Raw genomic sequence first — 15,681 nt, 5'->3', positions numbered from 1 at the left:
ACTTGATCGCAAGACATGTGCCAAGCATCAGAACGCTGAAGCGGGAGAGACCGGCGAGAGCCGGCGCCGAAGGAGCAACCGCCCCGGAAACTCTCAGGCCAAAGGACCGCTCGGCATGGACTTCTGGAGAGAGGCGCCCTGAGCGTCCGCCGACGGGATAGCGATCTCAGGCACAGCGACAGAAGGGGCATTCGGATCCAATGATGGATTCAGGAGGCTCTGTTCATGTCACGCGGTTCGTCTTTCCGATTTTCCCTCTCCCCGACAGACCGGCCGCTCGCGGCGCGGAGGGACGCATGAACGCGCCCCTGATGCGCACGCCGCTGCATGACCTGCATCTGTCGCTGGGCGCGCGCATGGTGCCCTTCGCAGGGTATGAAATGCCCGTACAGTATCGCGCCGGGGTGATGGCCGAACACCAGCATACCCGCGCCGCCGCCGGCCTGTTCGACGTGTCCCATATGGGGCAGGTCCGCCTGCGCGCCCGCTCGGGCCGGGTCGGGGACGCGGCCCTGGCGCTGGAACGCCTGGTGCCCGCCGACATGCTGTCGCTGAAGCCGGGACGGCAGCGGTATGCGCTGCTGACCGATTCGCAGGGCGGCATCATCGACGATCTGATGGTGTCGCGCCTGGATGACGCGCTGCTGCTGGTCGTCAATGCGGCCTGCAAGGACGGCGATCTGGCGCATATCGCGGCCGGCGTGCAGGACGCCTGCACGGTCGAGGCACTGTCCAACCGCGCGCTGATCGCGCTTCAGGGCCCCACCGCCGGCGCAGTGCTGGCCGGCCTGGCCCCGCGTGCGGCGGACATGCGTTTCATGGACGTGGCGGAATTCGACGTGGCCGGCGTGCCCTGCATCGCCTCGCGCTCGGGCTATACCGGCGAGGACGGGTTCGAACTGGGCATGCCCTCGGACGGCGCGGTCTGCGTGGCCGAGGCGCTGCTGGCGCAGGAGGGCGTCGCCCCGGCGGGCCTGGGCGCGCGCGACAGCCTGCGGCTGGAGGCAGGCCTGTGCCTGTATGGTTCGGATATCGATCTGGGCACGTCGCCCGTCGAGGCCGCGCTGGACTGGTCGATCCAGAAAAGCCGTCGTGCCGGCGGGGCGCGGGCAGGGGGATTCCCCGGCGCCGACGTCGTTCTGGCGCAGTTGCGCGACGGCACGTCCCGTCACCGGGTCGGCATCGCGGTCGATGGCCGCGCGCCGGTGCGCGGCGGGGCGCGCCTGTTCGCCGATGCGGACGGCAGCCTGCCGGTAGGGGCGGTGACCTCGGGCGCGTTCGGACCGACGGTCGGGGCGCCGGTCGCCATGGGCTATGTCGGCGCCGCGCATGCGGCGGCCGGAACCGCCTTGTTCGCGGAACTCCGGGGAAAGTTCGTACCGGTCACGGTGGCGGCGCTGCCGTTCGTGGCGCCGGGATTCAAGCGTTGATCTGATAGGGTGGAGTTGAGACAATGACCGTATATTACACGAAGGATCACGAATGGCTGCGTGTCGAGGGTGACGTCGCGGTCGTCGGCATCACGAACCACGCCGCCGAGGAACTGGGCGAACTGGTGTTCGTCGAGGCCAAGGACGCAGGCACCGAGGTCGCGCAGGGCGACAGTGTCGCGGTCGTCGAATCGGTCAAGGCCGCATCCGACATCTACGCGCCGGTGTCGGGCGAGGTCGTGGGCTTCAACACCGCGCTGGCCGACGACCCGTCGCTGGTGAACCGCGAAGCCGAGGCCGAAGGCTGGATCCTGAAGATGCGGATCGCCGATGCCGGGCAGCTTGCGTCCCTGCTGGACGCCGACGCCTACGCCGCCCTGATCGGTTGATCCGATTGTTCCTGTTCCTGTCGCGGAGAAGATGATCGTGACGTCCACCTTGCTCTGGCAGGATACCCATCCCGCCGCCGATGCGTTCTGCAAGCGTCATGTCGGACCGGATGACCGCGATGTCGCCGCCATGCTCGGCGTGATCGACGCCGGGTCGCTGGACGAACTGATGGCGCAGACGGTGCCGTCCGCCATCCGCCTGCATGGGGATATGGGGCTGGGCGCCGGCGTGTCCGAGCCCGAGGTGCTACGGCGCCTGCGCGCCATCGCCGGGCGCAACCGGGTCATGATTTCGCTGATCGGGCAAGGCTATTACGGCACCGTGCTGCCCGGCGTCATCCAGCGCAACGTGCTGGAAAACCCGGCCTGGTACACCGCCTATACCCCCTACCAGCCGGAAATCAGCCAGGGCCGGCTGGAAGCGCTGCTGAATTTCCAGACCCTGGTCACCGACCTGACGGGCCTGGATGTCGCGAACGCGTCGCTGCTGGATGAGGCAACGGCGGCGGCCGAGGCAATGGCCCTGGCCCGCCGCGTCGCGCGGTCGAAGGCCGACGGATTTTTCGTCGATGCCGACTGCCACCCGCAGACGCTGGCGGTCCTGCGCACGCGGGCCGAGCCGATGGGCTGGCGCATCATCGTCGGCGACCCCGACATCGATCTGGACCCGGACGCGGTCTTCGGCGCGCTGTTCCAGTATCCGGGGACATCGGGACGCATCCGCGATCCGCGCGCCTGGATCGAACGGCTGCACGCGGCCCAGGCCGTGGTGGCGATGGCGGCCGATCCGCTGGCCCTGACGGTGCTGGAATCACCGGGCGCGCTGGGGGCCGACATCGCCGTCGGTTCGATGCAGCGCTACGGCATGCCGATGGGGGCTGGGGGGCCGCATGCCGCCTACATGGCGGTGCGTGACGCCTTCAAGCGCAACATGCCCGGCCGTCTGGTCGGGGTGTCGATCGACAGCCGGGGCGAACCTGCCTATCGCCTGGCGCTGCAGACGCGCGAGCAGCACATCCGGCGCGAAAAGGCGACATCGAACATCTGCACGGCGCAGGTGCTGCCTGCCGTCATTTCATCCATGTACGCGGTCTATCACGGGCCGGACGGGCTGATCGCCATCGCGCGGCGCATCCATCGCCTGACCGCGATCCTGGCGGCGGGACTGCGCGCCCTGTCGGTGCGGGTGGAAACGGATGCGGTGTTCGATACGCTGACGGTCGCGACCGGCGGCGAATCCACGCTGGTCCGCGATCGGGCCGAGGCCGCGGGAATGAATGTGCGCGTCGTGCATGACGGGCGCGTCGGCATCAGCCTGGACGAAACCACCACGCCGGATATCGTGCGGGCGATCTGGCACTGCTTCTGTCCCGACACGCGACGGGTGGAGGAGATGGAGCGCGCTCTGGCCGCGCCGGCCGACCTGCTGCCGCCCGTGCTGCGGCGGACCGGCACTTTCCTGACCCATCCGGTCTTCCACGCCCATCGGTCGGAAACCGACCTGCTGCGCTATCTGCGTCGCCTGTCGGACCGCGACCTGGCGCTGGATCGGTCGATGATCCCGCTGGGGTCGTGCACGATGAAGCTGAACGCGACCGTCGAGATGATGCCGGTGACGTGGCCCGAATTCTGCGACATCCATCCCTTCGCGCCCGCGGCCCAGCAGGTCGGTTACGCCGAGCTGTTCGCGGACCTGGAACGGATGCTGCGCGCCGTCAGCGGCTATGACGCGATATCGCTGCAACCCAATTCAGGCGCGCAGGGCGAATATGCGGGCCTGCTGGCAATCCGCGGCTATCATCGCGCGCGGGGCGAGGGCACGCGCGACATCTGCCTGATCCCGGCCTCGGCGCATGGGACAAACCCGGCCTCGGCGCAGATGGCGGGCATGCGCGTCGTCGTCGTCGCGTGCGACGGACAGGGCAATGTCGATATTGCGGACCTGAAGGCGAAGATCGCCCAGCATGCCGATCGCCTGGCCGCGATCATGATCACCTATCCGTCGACCCATGGCGTGTTCGAAGAATCGGTGGTCGAAATCTGCGACCTGGTGCATGCGTCCGGCGGACAGGTGTATCTGGATGGTGCGAACATGAACGCGCAGGTCGGGCTGTCCCGGCCCGGGGCGTTCGGCGCCGATGTCAGCCATTTCAACCTGCACAAGACGTTCTGCATCCCGCATGGCGGCGGCGGTCCGGGCATGGGGCCGATCGGCGTGGGGGCGCATCTGGCGCCGTTCCTGCCCGGCCGGCCCGAGGAAGGGGGCGCCAATGCGGTGTCGGCGGCGCCGTTCGGATCGGCGGCGGTCCTGCCGATTTCCTGGATCTACATGGTCCTGATGGGGGATGCCGGGCTGCGCCGCGCCACGGAAATCGCGATCCTGAATTCCAACTATGTCGCGACCCGCCTCGCGGGGCATTACCCGGTGCTGTATCGCGGCACGAACGGGCGCGTGGCGCATGAATGCATCATCGACCTGCGCCCCATCAAGGATGCGACGGGGATCACGGTCGACGATATCGCCAAGCGCCTGATCGACCATGGGTTCCATGCGCCGACCGTCAGCTTCCCGGTGGCCGGCACCTTCATGATCGAACCGACCGAGTCCGAGGGCCGACGCGAACTGGACCGGTTCTGCGATGCGATGATCGCGATCCGGGCCGAGATCGCCGAGGTCGAGGCCGGGACCTTGACTGCCGAGCAGAGCCCGCTGCGCCATGCGCCGCACACGGTCCGCGATCTGACCGATCCGGCGTGGGAACGCGCATATGACCGTCAGCGCGGCTGCCTGCCGGGCGATGTGGCGGCGGCGTCGAAATACTGGTCGCCGGTCAATCGCCTGGACAACGCCTATGGCGATCGCAACCTGGTCTGTTCGTGCCCCGACATGGCCAGCTACGAGGAGGTCGTGGCCGTCTGACGTCCCGCCGGGTCACGGTCCTGTGCCCGGCGGGCCTGTGGTCGTGACCTGCGCCGGGGCCTAGGATGATGCCGATCGTCCGGCCACCCGATGACGGGCCGGACAGTCCATTATCCCCGAAGGAGGGAGGACGTCATGATACGGCCTTTTAATGTTCACGAAATTGTGTTCTCTGCCCGGTTGGGTAACCACCAGCACGGAGAATTGCGGGGTGTCTGACAGATTCCGGTTTGTGGTTGTCGGCGGCGGGATCGCCGGCATGGAAATGGCGACTTATCTGGGCAACACGCTCGGCCGTGCCGGCCTGGCGGATGTCACCCTGATCGACAGCAACTTCTTTCACGTCTGGAAGCCCATGCTGCATGAGTTCGCGGCCGGAACCAGCCCGAACGAACGCAACCGGATCAGCTTCCTCGCCCAGGCCAGCCGGAAATCGTTCAAATTCTGGCCCGGCGCCCTGGCGGGCGTGGATCGCGCCGCCCGTGCGGTCGAACTCGCCCCCCTGCAGGACGCGGACGGCAGCATCCTGCTGGATCAGCGCAGCCTGTCCTATGACGCGCTGATCGTGTCGATCGGCAGCCGGGCCAATGATTTCGGCATGCCCGGCATCGCCGAGCACTGCCATTTCATCGACAATCTGACGGAGGCGGACGCCTTCAACGCCGATTTCCGGTCGCTGGTGCTGCAGGCGATCGGCCAGTCCTCCTCGTTGCAGATCGCCATCGTCGGCGGCGGCGCAACCGGGGTCGAACTGGCGGCGGAACTGCACCGGGCGCTGGATCTGTCGGCCAATTACGGGCTGGGCATGGACCGGGCCGACCTGCACGTGACCTTGCTGGAAGCGGGGCCGCGCATCCTGCCGGCCTTCCCCGAGCCGGTGTCCGAGGAATCGCGCCGGCAACTGGAGGCCCTGGGCATCACCGTCCACACCAGCGCGCAGGTGACGGGCGCGGACGCCGACGGCTTTACCTTGGGCGACGGATCGCGGATCGAGGCGAAGCTGAAGGTCTGGGCGGCCGGGGTGAAGGCGCCTGCCGCCACGGCGCTGTTCAGCGACCTGGAACGGTCGCGGTCCGGGCAGCTTATGGTCCGCCCGACATTGCAGACCACGCTGGACGACAGGATCTTCGCGCTGGGGGATTGTTCGTTCATCGCCGACAAGCCGGTGCCGGCGACGGCCCAGGCGGCCCGGCAGCAGGCGCGGCATCTGTCGCGGCAGATGAAGGGCTGGATCGCCGGGGCGCCCATCGCGCCGTTCCGCTATCGCGACCGGGGGGCCGTGGTCTCGCTGGGCGATTACAACGGGTGGGGCACGCTGGGAAAATACCATTTCGGCGGCGGCCCGTTGCGGGGCCTGTCGGCACGCCTGGGCCACGACATGCTGTATCGCCAGCACCAGATGGAAATCTACGGCCCGGTCCGGGCGCTGGCGGCCTGGGGCGCGGACCAGCTGGACGAATTCGTCCGGCCGTCCGTCCGCCTGGACTGACCTGCCGGACAGGGCTGCCCTGACTGAACCTGTGGCGAAGGGCCGCGGACAGGCGTTCTTCGGACGGCTCCGGTCCCTATGGTCCGGGGCCGTTTGTGTCACTAGATTGCGACTGGCGTCGAATAGGCTTGGGCCCGGCGCGGCAAGCGCCCATGTTCCTCCTGCATCCGGATGAGCCCGCCGCGACTCGTGGCAGACAAGAGGGAGGATCCGGGGGAGGCGTGCAATGTTTCACCTCAGGATGGCGGGGGCCGAACGGCACCGCATCATCGTTCCATGGTCCGCCATGGCCTTGCGCCACGACGAACCGGGTTGGATCGACACCCGTGACCGGATCACGGTCGCTCTGATCTGCTGCGGATTGCTGTCGGCGTTCCTGGTCGACATGGCGATCCTGTATTTTTCGATGTTCCGGCCATAGGCCCGGCATCCCCGGCCTGCTTCCTGCCGGCTCTGGTCGCGTATATATCCAATGGGATATAGATCGTTCCGGATAAAGCTGGGAGGACGGGATGAGGGCGCTGTACCGGACGCTGGCGTTGGTGCTGGTCTCGGGACTGGCCGGTGCCATGCCGGGTCGCGGGCAGGCGCGTACGGTCGTGGACATGGCGGGTCATTCCGTGTCGATTCCCGAACGGCCGGGACGGATCGCGGATCTGTGGTTCGCGCATAATACGCTGACGATCATGCTGGGCGCGGTCGACCGGATCGCGGTCACGGACGATTTGCCGTCGGCGCGGCCGTGGATGTACCGCGTGGCACCCGCCCTGGCGCGGGCGGTGCCGATGGCCGGCCCGGTACCGAACGCCGAAACCCTGCTGGGCGCGGGTGTCGATGTCGCGTTTGTCAGCGCCGGATCCCCCGCCGAATTGCCGCTGCGGCGAATCGGCATGCCGGTCGTCGATGCGGGGTTCACCGACGCGGCGTCGATGATCCGGGCCGTGGACCTGACCGCGGATGTCCTGGGCGACGCCCGGTCGCACGACATGGCCCGTCTCTATGAAGCCACCCTGACGGAGGCGATCCGTCGCGTCCGCACCGCGACCGCGCCTGTCGCGATCACGGACCGGCCCCGGATCCTGCATGTCAAATCCCTGGCGCCGCTGACCGTGGATGGCGCCGACACCATCATCGACGACTGGATTACGATCGCGGGCGGCCGCAACGCGGCGGACGGGATCGTGGGCGTCATGCGCCCGGTCTCGATGGAACAGGTCGCGGCCTGGGATCCGGATGTGCTGATCCTGGGGCCCGATGCGGGGACGTTCGATGACGTGCCCCAGGGCAGCGCTTGGTCGGCGCTGCGCGCCGTGCGCACGGGCCGCGTCTATCGCAACCCCGCAGGGGTCTTTCCCTGGGATCGCTATGGCTGCGAATTCCTGCTCCAGATCCTGTGGACGGCGCAGAAGCTCTATCCCGACCGGTTTCGGGATATCGACATGATGTCGGAAACGACACGATTCTATCACATGTTTTTCGGATACGACCTGACGCCGGCCGAGGCCCGGCGCATCCTGTCGGCCCTGCCGCCCGAGGGAGGACAGTGACCATCCGTGTCTGGCGCGACCGGCTGGGGGTGATCCTGCCGCCCGTCCTGCTGGCCGGACTGGCGATCACGTCGTTAAGGATCGGTCGTTATCCGGTCGGCTTCGGCGATATCGCGTCGGTCCTGCTGGACGATGGAACGGGCATGCCGGTGGAGCGCCAGGCGCTGCTGCACACCATCGTGGTGCAGACGAGGCTGCCGCGCATTGCCGGGGCCATCGTCGTCGGTGCGGCCTTGTCGGTGTCGGGCGCCGGATATCAGGCGGTGTTCCGTAATCCGCTGGTGTCGCCGGGGCTGCTGGGCGTTCTGGCGGGGGCCGGATTCGGCGCGGCGCTGGGCATCGTCGGCGATGTCGGCGCGACCGGGGTGCATGTACTGTCGTTCCTGGGGGGCGGGTTGGCCGTGGCCGCCGGCGTGGGGGTGGCGCGCCTGTTCGATGCAGCGTCGATCCTGATGCTGGTGTTCGGCGGGCTGGTCAGTTCGGCCCTGTTCACCGCATTGCTGTCGTTGCTGAAATATGTCGCCGATCCGGAACGGCAATTGCCCGACATCGTATTCTGGCTGCTGGGCAGCCTGACGCAGGTCGACATGTCCGACCTGCTCACGATCTCGGTTCCGGTGCTGGGCGGGATCGTCCTGCTGTCTCTGTGCGGACGCATGCTGGATGCCCTGGCGATGGGCGATGACGAGGCCCGGACCATGGGCGTTCCCGTCGGCGTACTGCGCTATGGCGTCATCGCCGTGGCGACGGTCCTGTCGGCGCTGACCGTGTCGATCGCGGGCATGATCGGCTGGATCGGGCTGATCGTGCCGCATGTCGCGCGCCTGCTGGCGGGACCGCGCAATACGCGGGTCCTGCCGTTGAGCGCCTGCCTCGGCGGGGCGTTCCTGCTGCTGTGCGACGATCTGGCGCGCAGCATCTCGGCCGAGGAAATTCCCGTGGGTCTGATCGCCGACGTGCTGGGGGTGATGGTGTTCGTTTCGGTCCTGCGCCTGGTGCGGCGGGGATGGGCGGCGTGACGGTGCTGTCGATGGACCGGGTCGGGTTTTCCCGTGACGGACAGCCGATCGTGCAGGACGTGTCCTTCGCTGTCGGAGAGGGCGAGATGATTGCCCTGCTGGGTCCGAACGGCGCGGGCAAGACGACGATCCTGCGACTGCTGCTGCGCCTGCTGCGTCCGGACAAGGGCAAGATCCTGCTGGATGGCCGATCTCTGGCCGGGCTGCGGCGGCGGGACCTGGCGTCGCGCATCGCCTATGTTCCGCAGGGCCATGCCGTCATCTTTCCGTACAAGGTCCGGGACGTCGTCGCGCTGGGACGGTTGGCGGACACGATGTTTTCGCCGGTCGCGTCGGCGGCGGATCGCGCGGCGGCCGACGCGGCGATGGGCCACCTGGCGGTCGGCCATCTGGCCGACCGGTCCTATGCGGCATTGTCGGGTGGCGAACGGCAAGGCGTCCTGATCGCGCGCGCGCTGGCCCAGGGCGCGCGCATCCTGGTGCTGGACGAGCCCGAGACCGGACTGGATTACGGCCAGCAGCGACGCCTGTTCGACCTGCTGCGCCATCTGGCGGCCGAGGGATACGCCATCGTCGCCACCACCCACGATCCGTTGCGGGCGGCACGGACATTCGCGCGCGCGATCCTGCTGCGGCAGGGACGGATCATGGATGACGGACCGGCCGTGACGGTCCTGTCCGAACAATCGATCGCGACCCTTTATGATTTCGACGCCTGAGATCAATCCGCGCCAGGAATGACACGCCGGCAGCACGACGGTCGCCGGATCGTACGTGACACTGGACCTCGGCGCACGCCACCCGTTCCGTCGTTACCTGTCCGGTCATGGCCGGATTCGGGTCGTCACGAACCGGAGCTATCGGGCGTCGGTCCACCCCAGCAGCATCAACGAGGGCGGAGCCGCCACCAACAATGCGTTGGTCTGCCTGCCCCGAATCTGTCATTTCACGCTGGAAGTGGATTTTTAAAACGGTCCTGTCGATGGGGCGGCAGCCCCAGGCTCCGGTACGCCAGGCGGCTGGATTTCAAAGGCGTGCCTTTGACGGGACCGAAGGGCCAAGTCCCTTCCGCCGGGCGGCGAGGTCGACCTGCCTACTCGTTGGTGGGCATGTGCAGGGGCTGCACGCGTACGGCCTTGCCGGTGCGATCGTAATAGACGATGGCGTTTCCCAGCCGTTCGGCGTAGCCGTCGGGCGTGCCCTGCTGCGTCCAGAACAGCAGCCGGTTGGCATCCGCCTGCTCCACCACCTTGTCGCCGACGGGGCGATAGCGGAACTGGCTGAAATCCTTATGGGCGCTCGGGATAGGCGGATGGGCCGCCAGCTGATGCATGGACTGGGTCTTCGACCCTTCCTCGTCGTCATCGGCCAGCGCCGGCGTGGCCCAGGCGGCCAGACAGGCGGACAGCATCAGCCAGCGGAGCAACTTGTCCTGCATGACCGTCTTCTCCTCCATGCCATGTTCCGGTCCGTGGGGAACATCCTCCGTTTTGGCGCGCGACGCAACAGACCAGTCTCCATCGCGCGTCGGGGCAGGCATGACGCGCGATGGGGCCTGGGCGGCAACAGCGTTACTGGAAGGGCAGGTAGCGGAAATCGAAGAAGAGCTGGCTGACGCTGGTGGCGGGGTCGCCGCCGATGCCTTTCCAGATCTGGCGGCGCGAATAGGCCAGCTGCGCACCGGCCTCGACCGTCCCGTAGCGACCCTTGAGGAAGCGCCACCATGCGCCGACGGTCATTTCCTCGACCGCGCGGGTATTGGCCGTGCAGTCGAGGGTCGACAATTCGGTCTCGCAACCCGCGTTGGAATAAAGCGGGTTGCCGTAGCCGTAATTGCCGCCGTCGGCCGAGAAATACCGCTTGCCCGAACGCTGCGTCCCGAAATAGCCATAGACGTCGATCAGCGCGTTGGGGTGGGCGATGATCCCCGCCGTGGCCTGGACGCCGGGCAGCGGCGCCGGCCGTCCGCTTGACGACAGGGTCGCATCCGGCAGCAGGACCGAGCCATATCGGTTGATGCCCACCCCGGCCAGGCCGGCCAGGCGGATTTCGACCTTGTGCGGGATGACCGGCAGGATGGCCGATCCGCCGCCGCCGCCCGCAACGGTGGTGTAATTGTGGCCGACCCCGTTCACGACCACCCGGTCGTGGGGGAATCGCACCACGCCCTCGGCCTCGTAATGACCCCAGGAGGGATCCCAGGCGATCTTGCCGATGATGTCCGGCGCGATTTCGTCGGAATAATTGGTGGTGAATTCGGTCAGGCCGGTCCCGTTCGACCCGATCGTGGCGACACCGCCGTTGGGCAGGGTGACCGAACCGTTATTGTTGGCGAATCCCGTCGTATCATACAGCGTCGCCGGGTTTTCGATCGACAGGCCCAGCCACAGCCGGTGCGCCATCAGGTCCTTCACCAGGCGGATCTGCCATTGCCGGGCCCAGGTCTGGCCGACCAGCATCGCGGCATCGATCGTTTCCGGCAGGCTTTCCTGGCGTGCGACGATGCCCGCCCGTCCCGGTGTCAGCAGGCTCCATGCCTGTCCGGCCAGGAAATGGAAATTGTCGCGGGTGTTGTCGTAGGCCATGTACGCCTGCCGCAGGCGCGGGACATAGGCGTTGCTTTCGTACGGGTTCGTCGTTTCGGCACCCGCGCCGAAATCCGTCTCCACGAAGCCGGAAATGGTGGTGAAGGCGTCGATATTGCCCCGCGCCATCAGCGAGAACCGGCTGAAGCGGGCACTGGCCTCGAAGCTGTCCTGATGGAACCGGGATTCGTTCGGATAGGGCATGTCGGCCCAGTAATTGAACGTCCCCGATGCGATATGCCGGTTTTCAAAGATACCGGCCGTATCGAAGAACCCGCCCAGGATGATCGTGACCGGACCGGCATGGAACACACCGTGATCGCCCAGGGCACCGGCGGCCTGCGCGCCCACGGACTCGCGGGGATGGGGGCCGACCCCGTTTTCGGCGACACGGTTGACCATGTCCTCGTCGCGGTGGGCCACCACGGCCGCAAAGGTGGGACGGTCGTCGATAAGCGGCGGCGGAACGTCCATCGGCCCACGGGAGGCATGTCCGGCGCCCTGGGCCGGGTAGCCTTCGGCCAGCCGCGATCCGGGTGCATTCCATCCATGGTGGGGGGGCTTGCCCGGTTCCTGCCTGACGGCCTCGCGCGCCTGCATCGCGTTGCCCGGGCGGGCGGATTGCAGGTGGGCGCGATGCCGCGCCAGTTCCTGCCGCATGGCCAGCAGGTCTTTCTGCAGTTCCATCTGCTGCCGCTGGATGCGGGCGATCTGGTCCTCCATCGCGTCGATGGCTTCGCCTTCGTCCTGCTGCGCGTGGGCGCGGGACACGGGAACCAGGACGGAGCAGCACAATAACAGGAGCGGCAAGCGTCGTTGAATGGAGGGGTAGGCCGCAAAAATCCGCATGTAGGGGGGCAATCCGGTCCGTATTATCATTGATCTCTCGATCAATATGACAAAACATTTCCGGGTTCCGGGGTAAATGATATTTTCTTTTAAATAAGACGGATTTTGATTATTAAGTATATATAAGAATATTACCTAGTCATTTGTTGAATAAATAGATGCGGCACCGGGCTTGCGCGCCGTGACGGCATAGACCGCGTCGAGCCAGGCCGGGTCGTCGACGGGGGGCTGGACTTCCCCGGTATCGATGAAGACGAAGCCCGCGCGGCCCAGCAGGATGGTCAGCAGGCGGGACCGGTCAGCCCCCTCCAGCGCCTGCCACAGTGCCACCGCCTTGCCGGGCAGCAGACGTTCGGCAAAGGTGAAGACGACGATCCCGCCCGGCCGCAGGACGCGGGCCGCCTCCGCCAGGATCTCCAGCGGGCGCCGCAGATAGGGCGCGGCGTCGCACAGGCACACCGCGTCCAGGCTGTCATCGGGCAGAGGCAGGACGGGGTCCTCGTTCAGGTCCTGGACGATCCGCTGCGTCAGGCGCGGATTGGCGTCCAGCGCCGCCGCATCCAGGCCGATCCCGATGACGGCCTCGCACGAGGTATCCGGCGGCAGGTGGCTGTCGTCGCCGGCCATCAGGTCCAGCACCCACGCCCCCTCGGGCAGGACGGTCTGGTAGAGCGCGGTAACGGCGGCCCGCGCCCCGGCATCCATCAGTGCCCCGGGCGGACGGCCGGCATAGAAACGGGCGTCGGGTTCGGTGCTGGCCGTAGTGAACGCGGCGGGATGGAAGCCATGCTGGTCGGTCATCCTCCGCACATGCGACAGACGGGACGGAAAATCCAGCCCGCTCGTCGGAACGGGAAGGCTGCCTCTTTCCCCTTTGCCGCTGCCGGCTATCATCCGCGCCCCTGACGGAGACGCGAAGGAGCAAGACGATGGCGAAACTGATTCATTCCATGATCCGGGTGCGGGACGAGGCCGCATCCCTTGCTTTCTACGAACAGGCGTTCGGCCTGGCGGTCATCGACCGCCTGGCATTCGACAGCTTTACCCTGATCTATCTGGCGAATGCCGAGCAGACGTTTGAACTGGAACTGACGGTCAATCGCGATCGCGACCGCCCTTACGATCTGGGCGACGGCTACGGCCATCTGGCGGTGTCGGTGGCCGATGTGGACGCCGAGCATGCCCGCCTGACGCAGGCGGGCCTGTCGCCGCTGCCGGTCAAGCAATTGACGCTGGGTGAGCGGGTGGTCGGGCGGTTCTTCTTCATCGCCGATCCAGACGGCTACCGGATCGAGGTGCTGCAGCGGGGGGCGCCGGGTCGTTTCCTCTGACCGGCAGGCGCGCGAGAATTCTCGCGCATTCCACGGCCGTGCCGTATAAGGCGCGCATGATGATCCCCTTCTACAAGATGCACGGGCTGGGCAACGATTTCGTCGTCGTGGACGAACGGACGGAACGTTTCGACCTGACACCCGCGCGGATCGCGGCGCTGTCCGATCGTCATCGCGGGATCGGCTGCGACCAGTTCGTCATCCTGCGTCCCGCCTGCCAGACGGGGGCGGACGTGTTCGTCCGCTTTTTCAATGCGGACGGCAGCGAGTCCGCGGCCTGCGGCAATGCTTCGCGCTGCGTCGCGGCCCTGCTGCGCCAGCAGGGGGGCAGTACCGCCCCCGTGTTGCAGACGCGGGCGGGCCTGCTTGCGGCGCGGATCGACGCGGCGGGAGAGGTGACGGTGGATATGGGCCCCCCGGCCCTGGGCTGGCGCGACGTGCCCCTGGCGCGCGACATCGACACGCTGCATCTGCCGATCGAAGGCGACCCGGCCGCCGCGTCGATGGGCAATCCGCACGTGACCTTCTTCCTGGCCGACGTGCCGGGCCTGGACCCGCGTGAGGACGGACCGATGCTGGAGCGTCATCCGCTGTTTCCCGAACGGGCGAATGTCGGCTTCGCCCGCATCCTGTCGCGCGGGGCGCTGCGCCTGCGCGTGTGGGAACGCGGCAGCGGCCTGACCCTGGCCTGCGGGTCCGGGGCATGCGCCACGGTGGTCAATGCCGTGCGTCGCGGACTGGTGGACCGCACCTGCCGGGTGGACATGGATGGCGGGTCGCTGTCGATCACGTGGCGCGAGGCCGACGGGCATGTGCTGATGACCGGCCCGGCCGTCACCAGCTTCGTCGGCACCGTGGATCTGGACGGCTATCCGTCATGAGCAAGCCCGAGATCCTGACCTTCGGCTGCCGCCTGAACACCTACGAGAGCGAGGTGATGCGCGGGCATGCGGCGGGGCTGGACGATGTCGTCATCGTCAATACCTGCGCCGTGACGGCCGAGGCCGAGCGCCAGGCGCGGCAGGCGATCCGTCGCGCCCATCGCGACCGGCCGGACGCCCGGATCGTCGTGACCGGCTGCGCCGCGCAGATCGACCCGGCGCGCTGGTCGGCGCTGCCGGGCGTCACCCGCGTCCTGGGCAATCGCGAAAAGCTGGAGGCGGCAAGCTGGACCTCTGCGGCGATGACGGGTGGCGACGCGGTGTCCGACATCATGGCGGCGACCGAGACCGTCCCGCATCTGGTGACCGAATTCGCCGGCCGGACACGCGCCTTCGTCGAGGTGCAGCAGGGGTGCGACCATCGCTGCACCTTCTGCATCATCCCGTTCGGGCGGGGGCCGTCGCGATCCGTGCCGGTCGGCGCGGTGGTGGAGCAGGTCCGCGCCCTGGTCGCCTCGGGCTATCGTGAAATCGTGCTGACGGGCGTGGACATCACCTCGTGGGGCGGGGACCTGCCGGGGCAGCCGGCACTGGGCCAGCTCTGCCGCCGGGTGCTGGCCCTGGTCCCGGAACTGGAGCGCCTGCGCCTGTCCTCGGTCGATCCGGTGGAAATCGATGACGATCTGTGGCGTCTGCTGGAGCATGAGCGGCGGTTCATGCCCTATCTGCATCTGTCGCTGCAGGCCGGGTCGGACATGGTGCTGAAGCGCATGAAGCGCCGGCACCTGGTGGACGATGTGGTGCGCGTCATCGACCGGGCCCGCACCTGCCGCCCCGACATCGGCATCGGCGCCGACGTGATCGCGGGCTTCCCGACCGAGACTGACGTGCTGTTCGACGAAACCCTGGATTTCGTGCGGTCCCAGCGTCTGCCGTACCTGCATGTCTTCCCCTACAGCGAACGGCCCGGAACCCCCGCGGCCCGCATGCCCGCGGTGGCGGTGGCGCTGCGGAAAGAGCGCGCCGCCCGCCTGCGCGCGGCCGGGCAGGCGGCGGCGGCCGAGTACCATGCCGGACTGCTGGGCCGAACCTTGCGCGTGCTGCTGGAAACCGCGACCAGCGGCCATTCCGAGGAATTCGCGCCGGTGCGGCTGGCCGGCACGCCGGCCGAGGCCGGGCAGATCCTGACCGTGCGGGCGACGGCGGTTGACGAAAACGGGCTGGTGGCGGAAACCCTCTGA

15 protein-coding genes and 1 riboswitch are annotated in these 15,681 nt (G+C 67.6%); of the genes, 12 read left to right on the top strand and 3 right to left on the bottom strand.

Annotation, left to right across the window (positions count from 1 at the left end; all coding sequences use genetic code 11):
• The first annotated feature begins 31 nt into the window (after nucleotides 1-31).
• Nucleotides 32-119: riboswitch (glycine riboswitch) on the top strand.
• 177 nt (nucleotides 120-296) lie between these two features.
• The 9 genes from gcvT to HLH28_RS07195 all read left to right on the top strand — a co-directional run bounded on the left by gcvT (nucleotide 297) and on the right by HLH28_RS07195 (nucleotide 9,763).
• The gene (gene gcvT / locus HLH28_RS07235; RefSeq protein WP_182956745.1) at nucleotides 297-1,430 is read left to right on the top strand and encodes a glycine cleavage system aminomethyltransferase GcvT; all 1,134 of its coding nucleotides are present in this window, start codon (nucleotides 297-299) and stop codon (nucleotides 1,428-1,430) included.
• Between the two features lie 23 nt (nucleotides 1,431-1,453).
• Nucleotides 1,454-1,819, top strand: a complete 366-nt coding sequence (gene gcvH, locus HLH28_RS07230) for a glycine cleavage system protein GcvH (RefSeq protein ID WP_182956741.1) — start codon at nucleotides 1,454-1,456, stop codon at nucleotides 1,817-1,819.
• Between the two features lie 37 nt (nucleotides 1,820-1,856).
• Nucleotides 1,857-4,739 carry an aminomethyl-transferring glycine dehydrogenase gene (gene gcvP, locus HLH28_RS07225; RefSeq protein ID WP_338029675.1) on the top strand — a complete coding sequence of 961 codons (2,883 nt, stop codon included), beginning with the start codon at nucleotides 1,857-1,859 and terminating at the stop codon, nucleotides 4,737-4,739.
• A 211-nt stretch (nucleotides 4,740-4,950) separates the two neighbouring features.
• Nucleotides 4,951-6,228, top strand: coding sequence for an FAD-dependent oxidoreductase (locus HLH28_RS07220; RefSeq protein ID WP_182956734.1), 1,278 nt, complete (start codon nucleotides 4,951-4,953; stop codon nucleotides 6,226-6,228).
• Between the two features lie 226 nt (nucleotides 6,229-6,454).
• Entirely contained in the window at nucleotides 6,455-6,649 is a 195-nt protein-coding gene (locus HLH28_RS07215; protein WP_182956731.1) for a hypothetical protein, read from the top strand.
• A 91-nt stretch (nucleotides 6,650-6,740) separates the two neighbouring features.
• A complete protein-coding gene (locus tag HLH28_RS07210) occupies nucleotides 6,741-7,775 on the top strand; it encodes an ABC transporter substrate-binding protein (RefSeq protein WP_246395743.1) in 1,035 nt (344 codons plus the stop codon).
• Between the two features lie 2 nt (nucleotides 7,776-7,777).
• Nucleotides 7,778-8,794 carry a FecCD family ABC transporter permease gene (locus HLH28_RS07205; RefSeq protein WP_338029679.1) on the top strand — a complete coding sequence of 339 codons (1,017 nt, stop codon included), beginning with the start codon at nucleotides 7,778-7,780 and terminating at the stop codon, nucleotides 8,792-8,794.
• Nucleotides 8,782-9,513: an ABC transporter ATP-binding protein gene (locus HLH28_RS07200; protein ID WP_182956728.1), complete on the top strand. Its 732-nt coding sequence runs from the start codon at nucleotides 8,782-8,784 to the stop codon at nucleotides 9,511-9,513. Before HLH28_RS07205 ends, HLH28_RS07200 begins: the two co-directional genes overlap by 13 nt.
• Before the next feature lie 55 nt (nucleotides 9,514-9,568).
• The gene (locus HLH28_RS07195; RefSeq protein WP_182956724.1) at nucleotides 9,569-9,763 is read left to right on the top strand and encodes a hypothetical protein; all 195 of its coding nucleotides are present in this window, start codon (nucleotides 9,569-9,571) and stop codon (nucleotides 9,761-9,763) included.
• Nucleotides 9,764-9,887: 124 nt separating this feature from the next.
• On the opposite strand, the gene HLH28_RS07190 is transcribed toward HLH28_RS07195, so the two are convergent.
• The 3 genes from HLH28_RS07190 to HLH28_RS07180 form a co-directional block, all read right to left on the bottom strand.
• Complete coding sequence (locus HLH28_RS07190) at nucleotides 9,888-10,250, bottom strand: hypothetical protein (protein ID WP_408869824.1); 363 nt, start codon at nucleotides 10,248-10,250, stop codon at nucleotides 9,888-9,890.
• A gap of 115 nt (nucleotides 10,251-10,365) precedes the next feature.
• Nucleotides 10,366-12,228, bottom strand: coding sequence for a hypothetical protein (locus HLH28_RS07185; protein ID WP_182956720.1), 1,863 nt, complete (start codon nucleotides 12,226-12,228; stop codon nucleotides 10,366-10,368).
• 135 nt (nucleotides 12,229-12,363) lie between these two features.
• Entirely contained in the window at nucleotides 12,364-13,029 is a 666-nt protein-coding gene (locus HLH28_RS07180; protein ID WP_182956717.1) for a class I SAM-dependent methyltransferase, read from the bottom strand.
• A 128-nt stretch (nucleotides 13,030-13,157) separates the two neighbouring features.
• On the opposite strand from HLH28_RS07180, the gene HLH28_RS07175 reads away from it, so the two are divergent.
• From HLH28_RS07175 to mtaB, 3 genes are read left to right on the top strand one after another with little or no spacing between them, the layout of a single operon-like run.
• A complete protein-coding gene (locus tag HLH28_RS07175) occupies nucleotides 13,158-13,559 on the top strand; it encodes a VOC family protein (protein WP_182956713.1) in 402 nt (133 codons plus the stop codon).
• 56 nt (nucleotides 13,560-13,615) lie between these two features.
• Nucleotides 13,616-14,440 (top strand): diaminopimelate epimerase, encoded by an 825-nt coding sequence (gene dapF / locus HLH28_RS07170; RefSeq protein WP_182956711.1) that lies wholly within the window; start codon nucleotides 13,616-13,618, stop codon nucleotides 14,438-14,440.
• On the top strand, nucleotides 14,437-15,681 hold the full coding sequence (gene mtaB, locus HLH28_RS07165) for a tRNA (N(6)-L-threonylcarbamoyladenosine(37)-C(2))-methylthiotransferase MtaB (RefSeq protein WP_182956708.1): 1,245 nt from the start codon (nucleotides 14,437-14,439) through the stop codon (nucleotides 15,679-15,681). The genes dapF and mtaB overlap by 4 nt, the downstream gene beginning before the upstream one ends.

The sequence above is a fragment of the Gluconacetobacter tumulisoli genome, from assembly GCF_014174155.1.
GTDB classification, from domain to species: Bacteria; Pseudomonadota; Alphaproteobacteria; order Acetobacterales; family Acetobacteraceae; genus Gluconacetobacter; species Gluconacetobacter tumulisoli.
The sequence above is the reverse complement of the archived record's forward strand: the minus strand, read 5'-3'. Positions and strand labels throughout refer to the sequence as shown.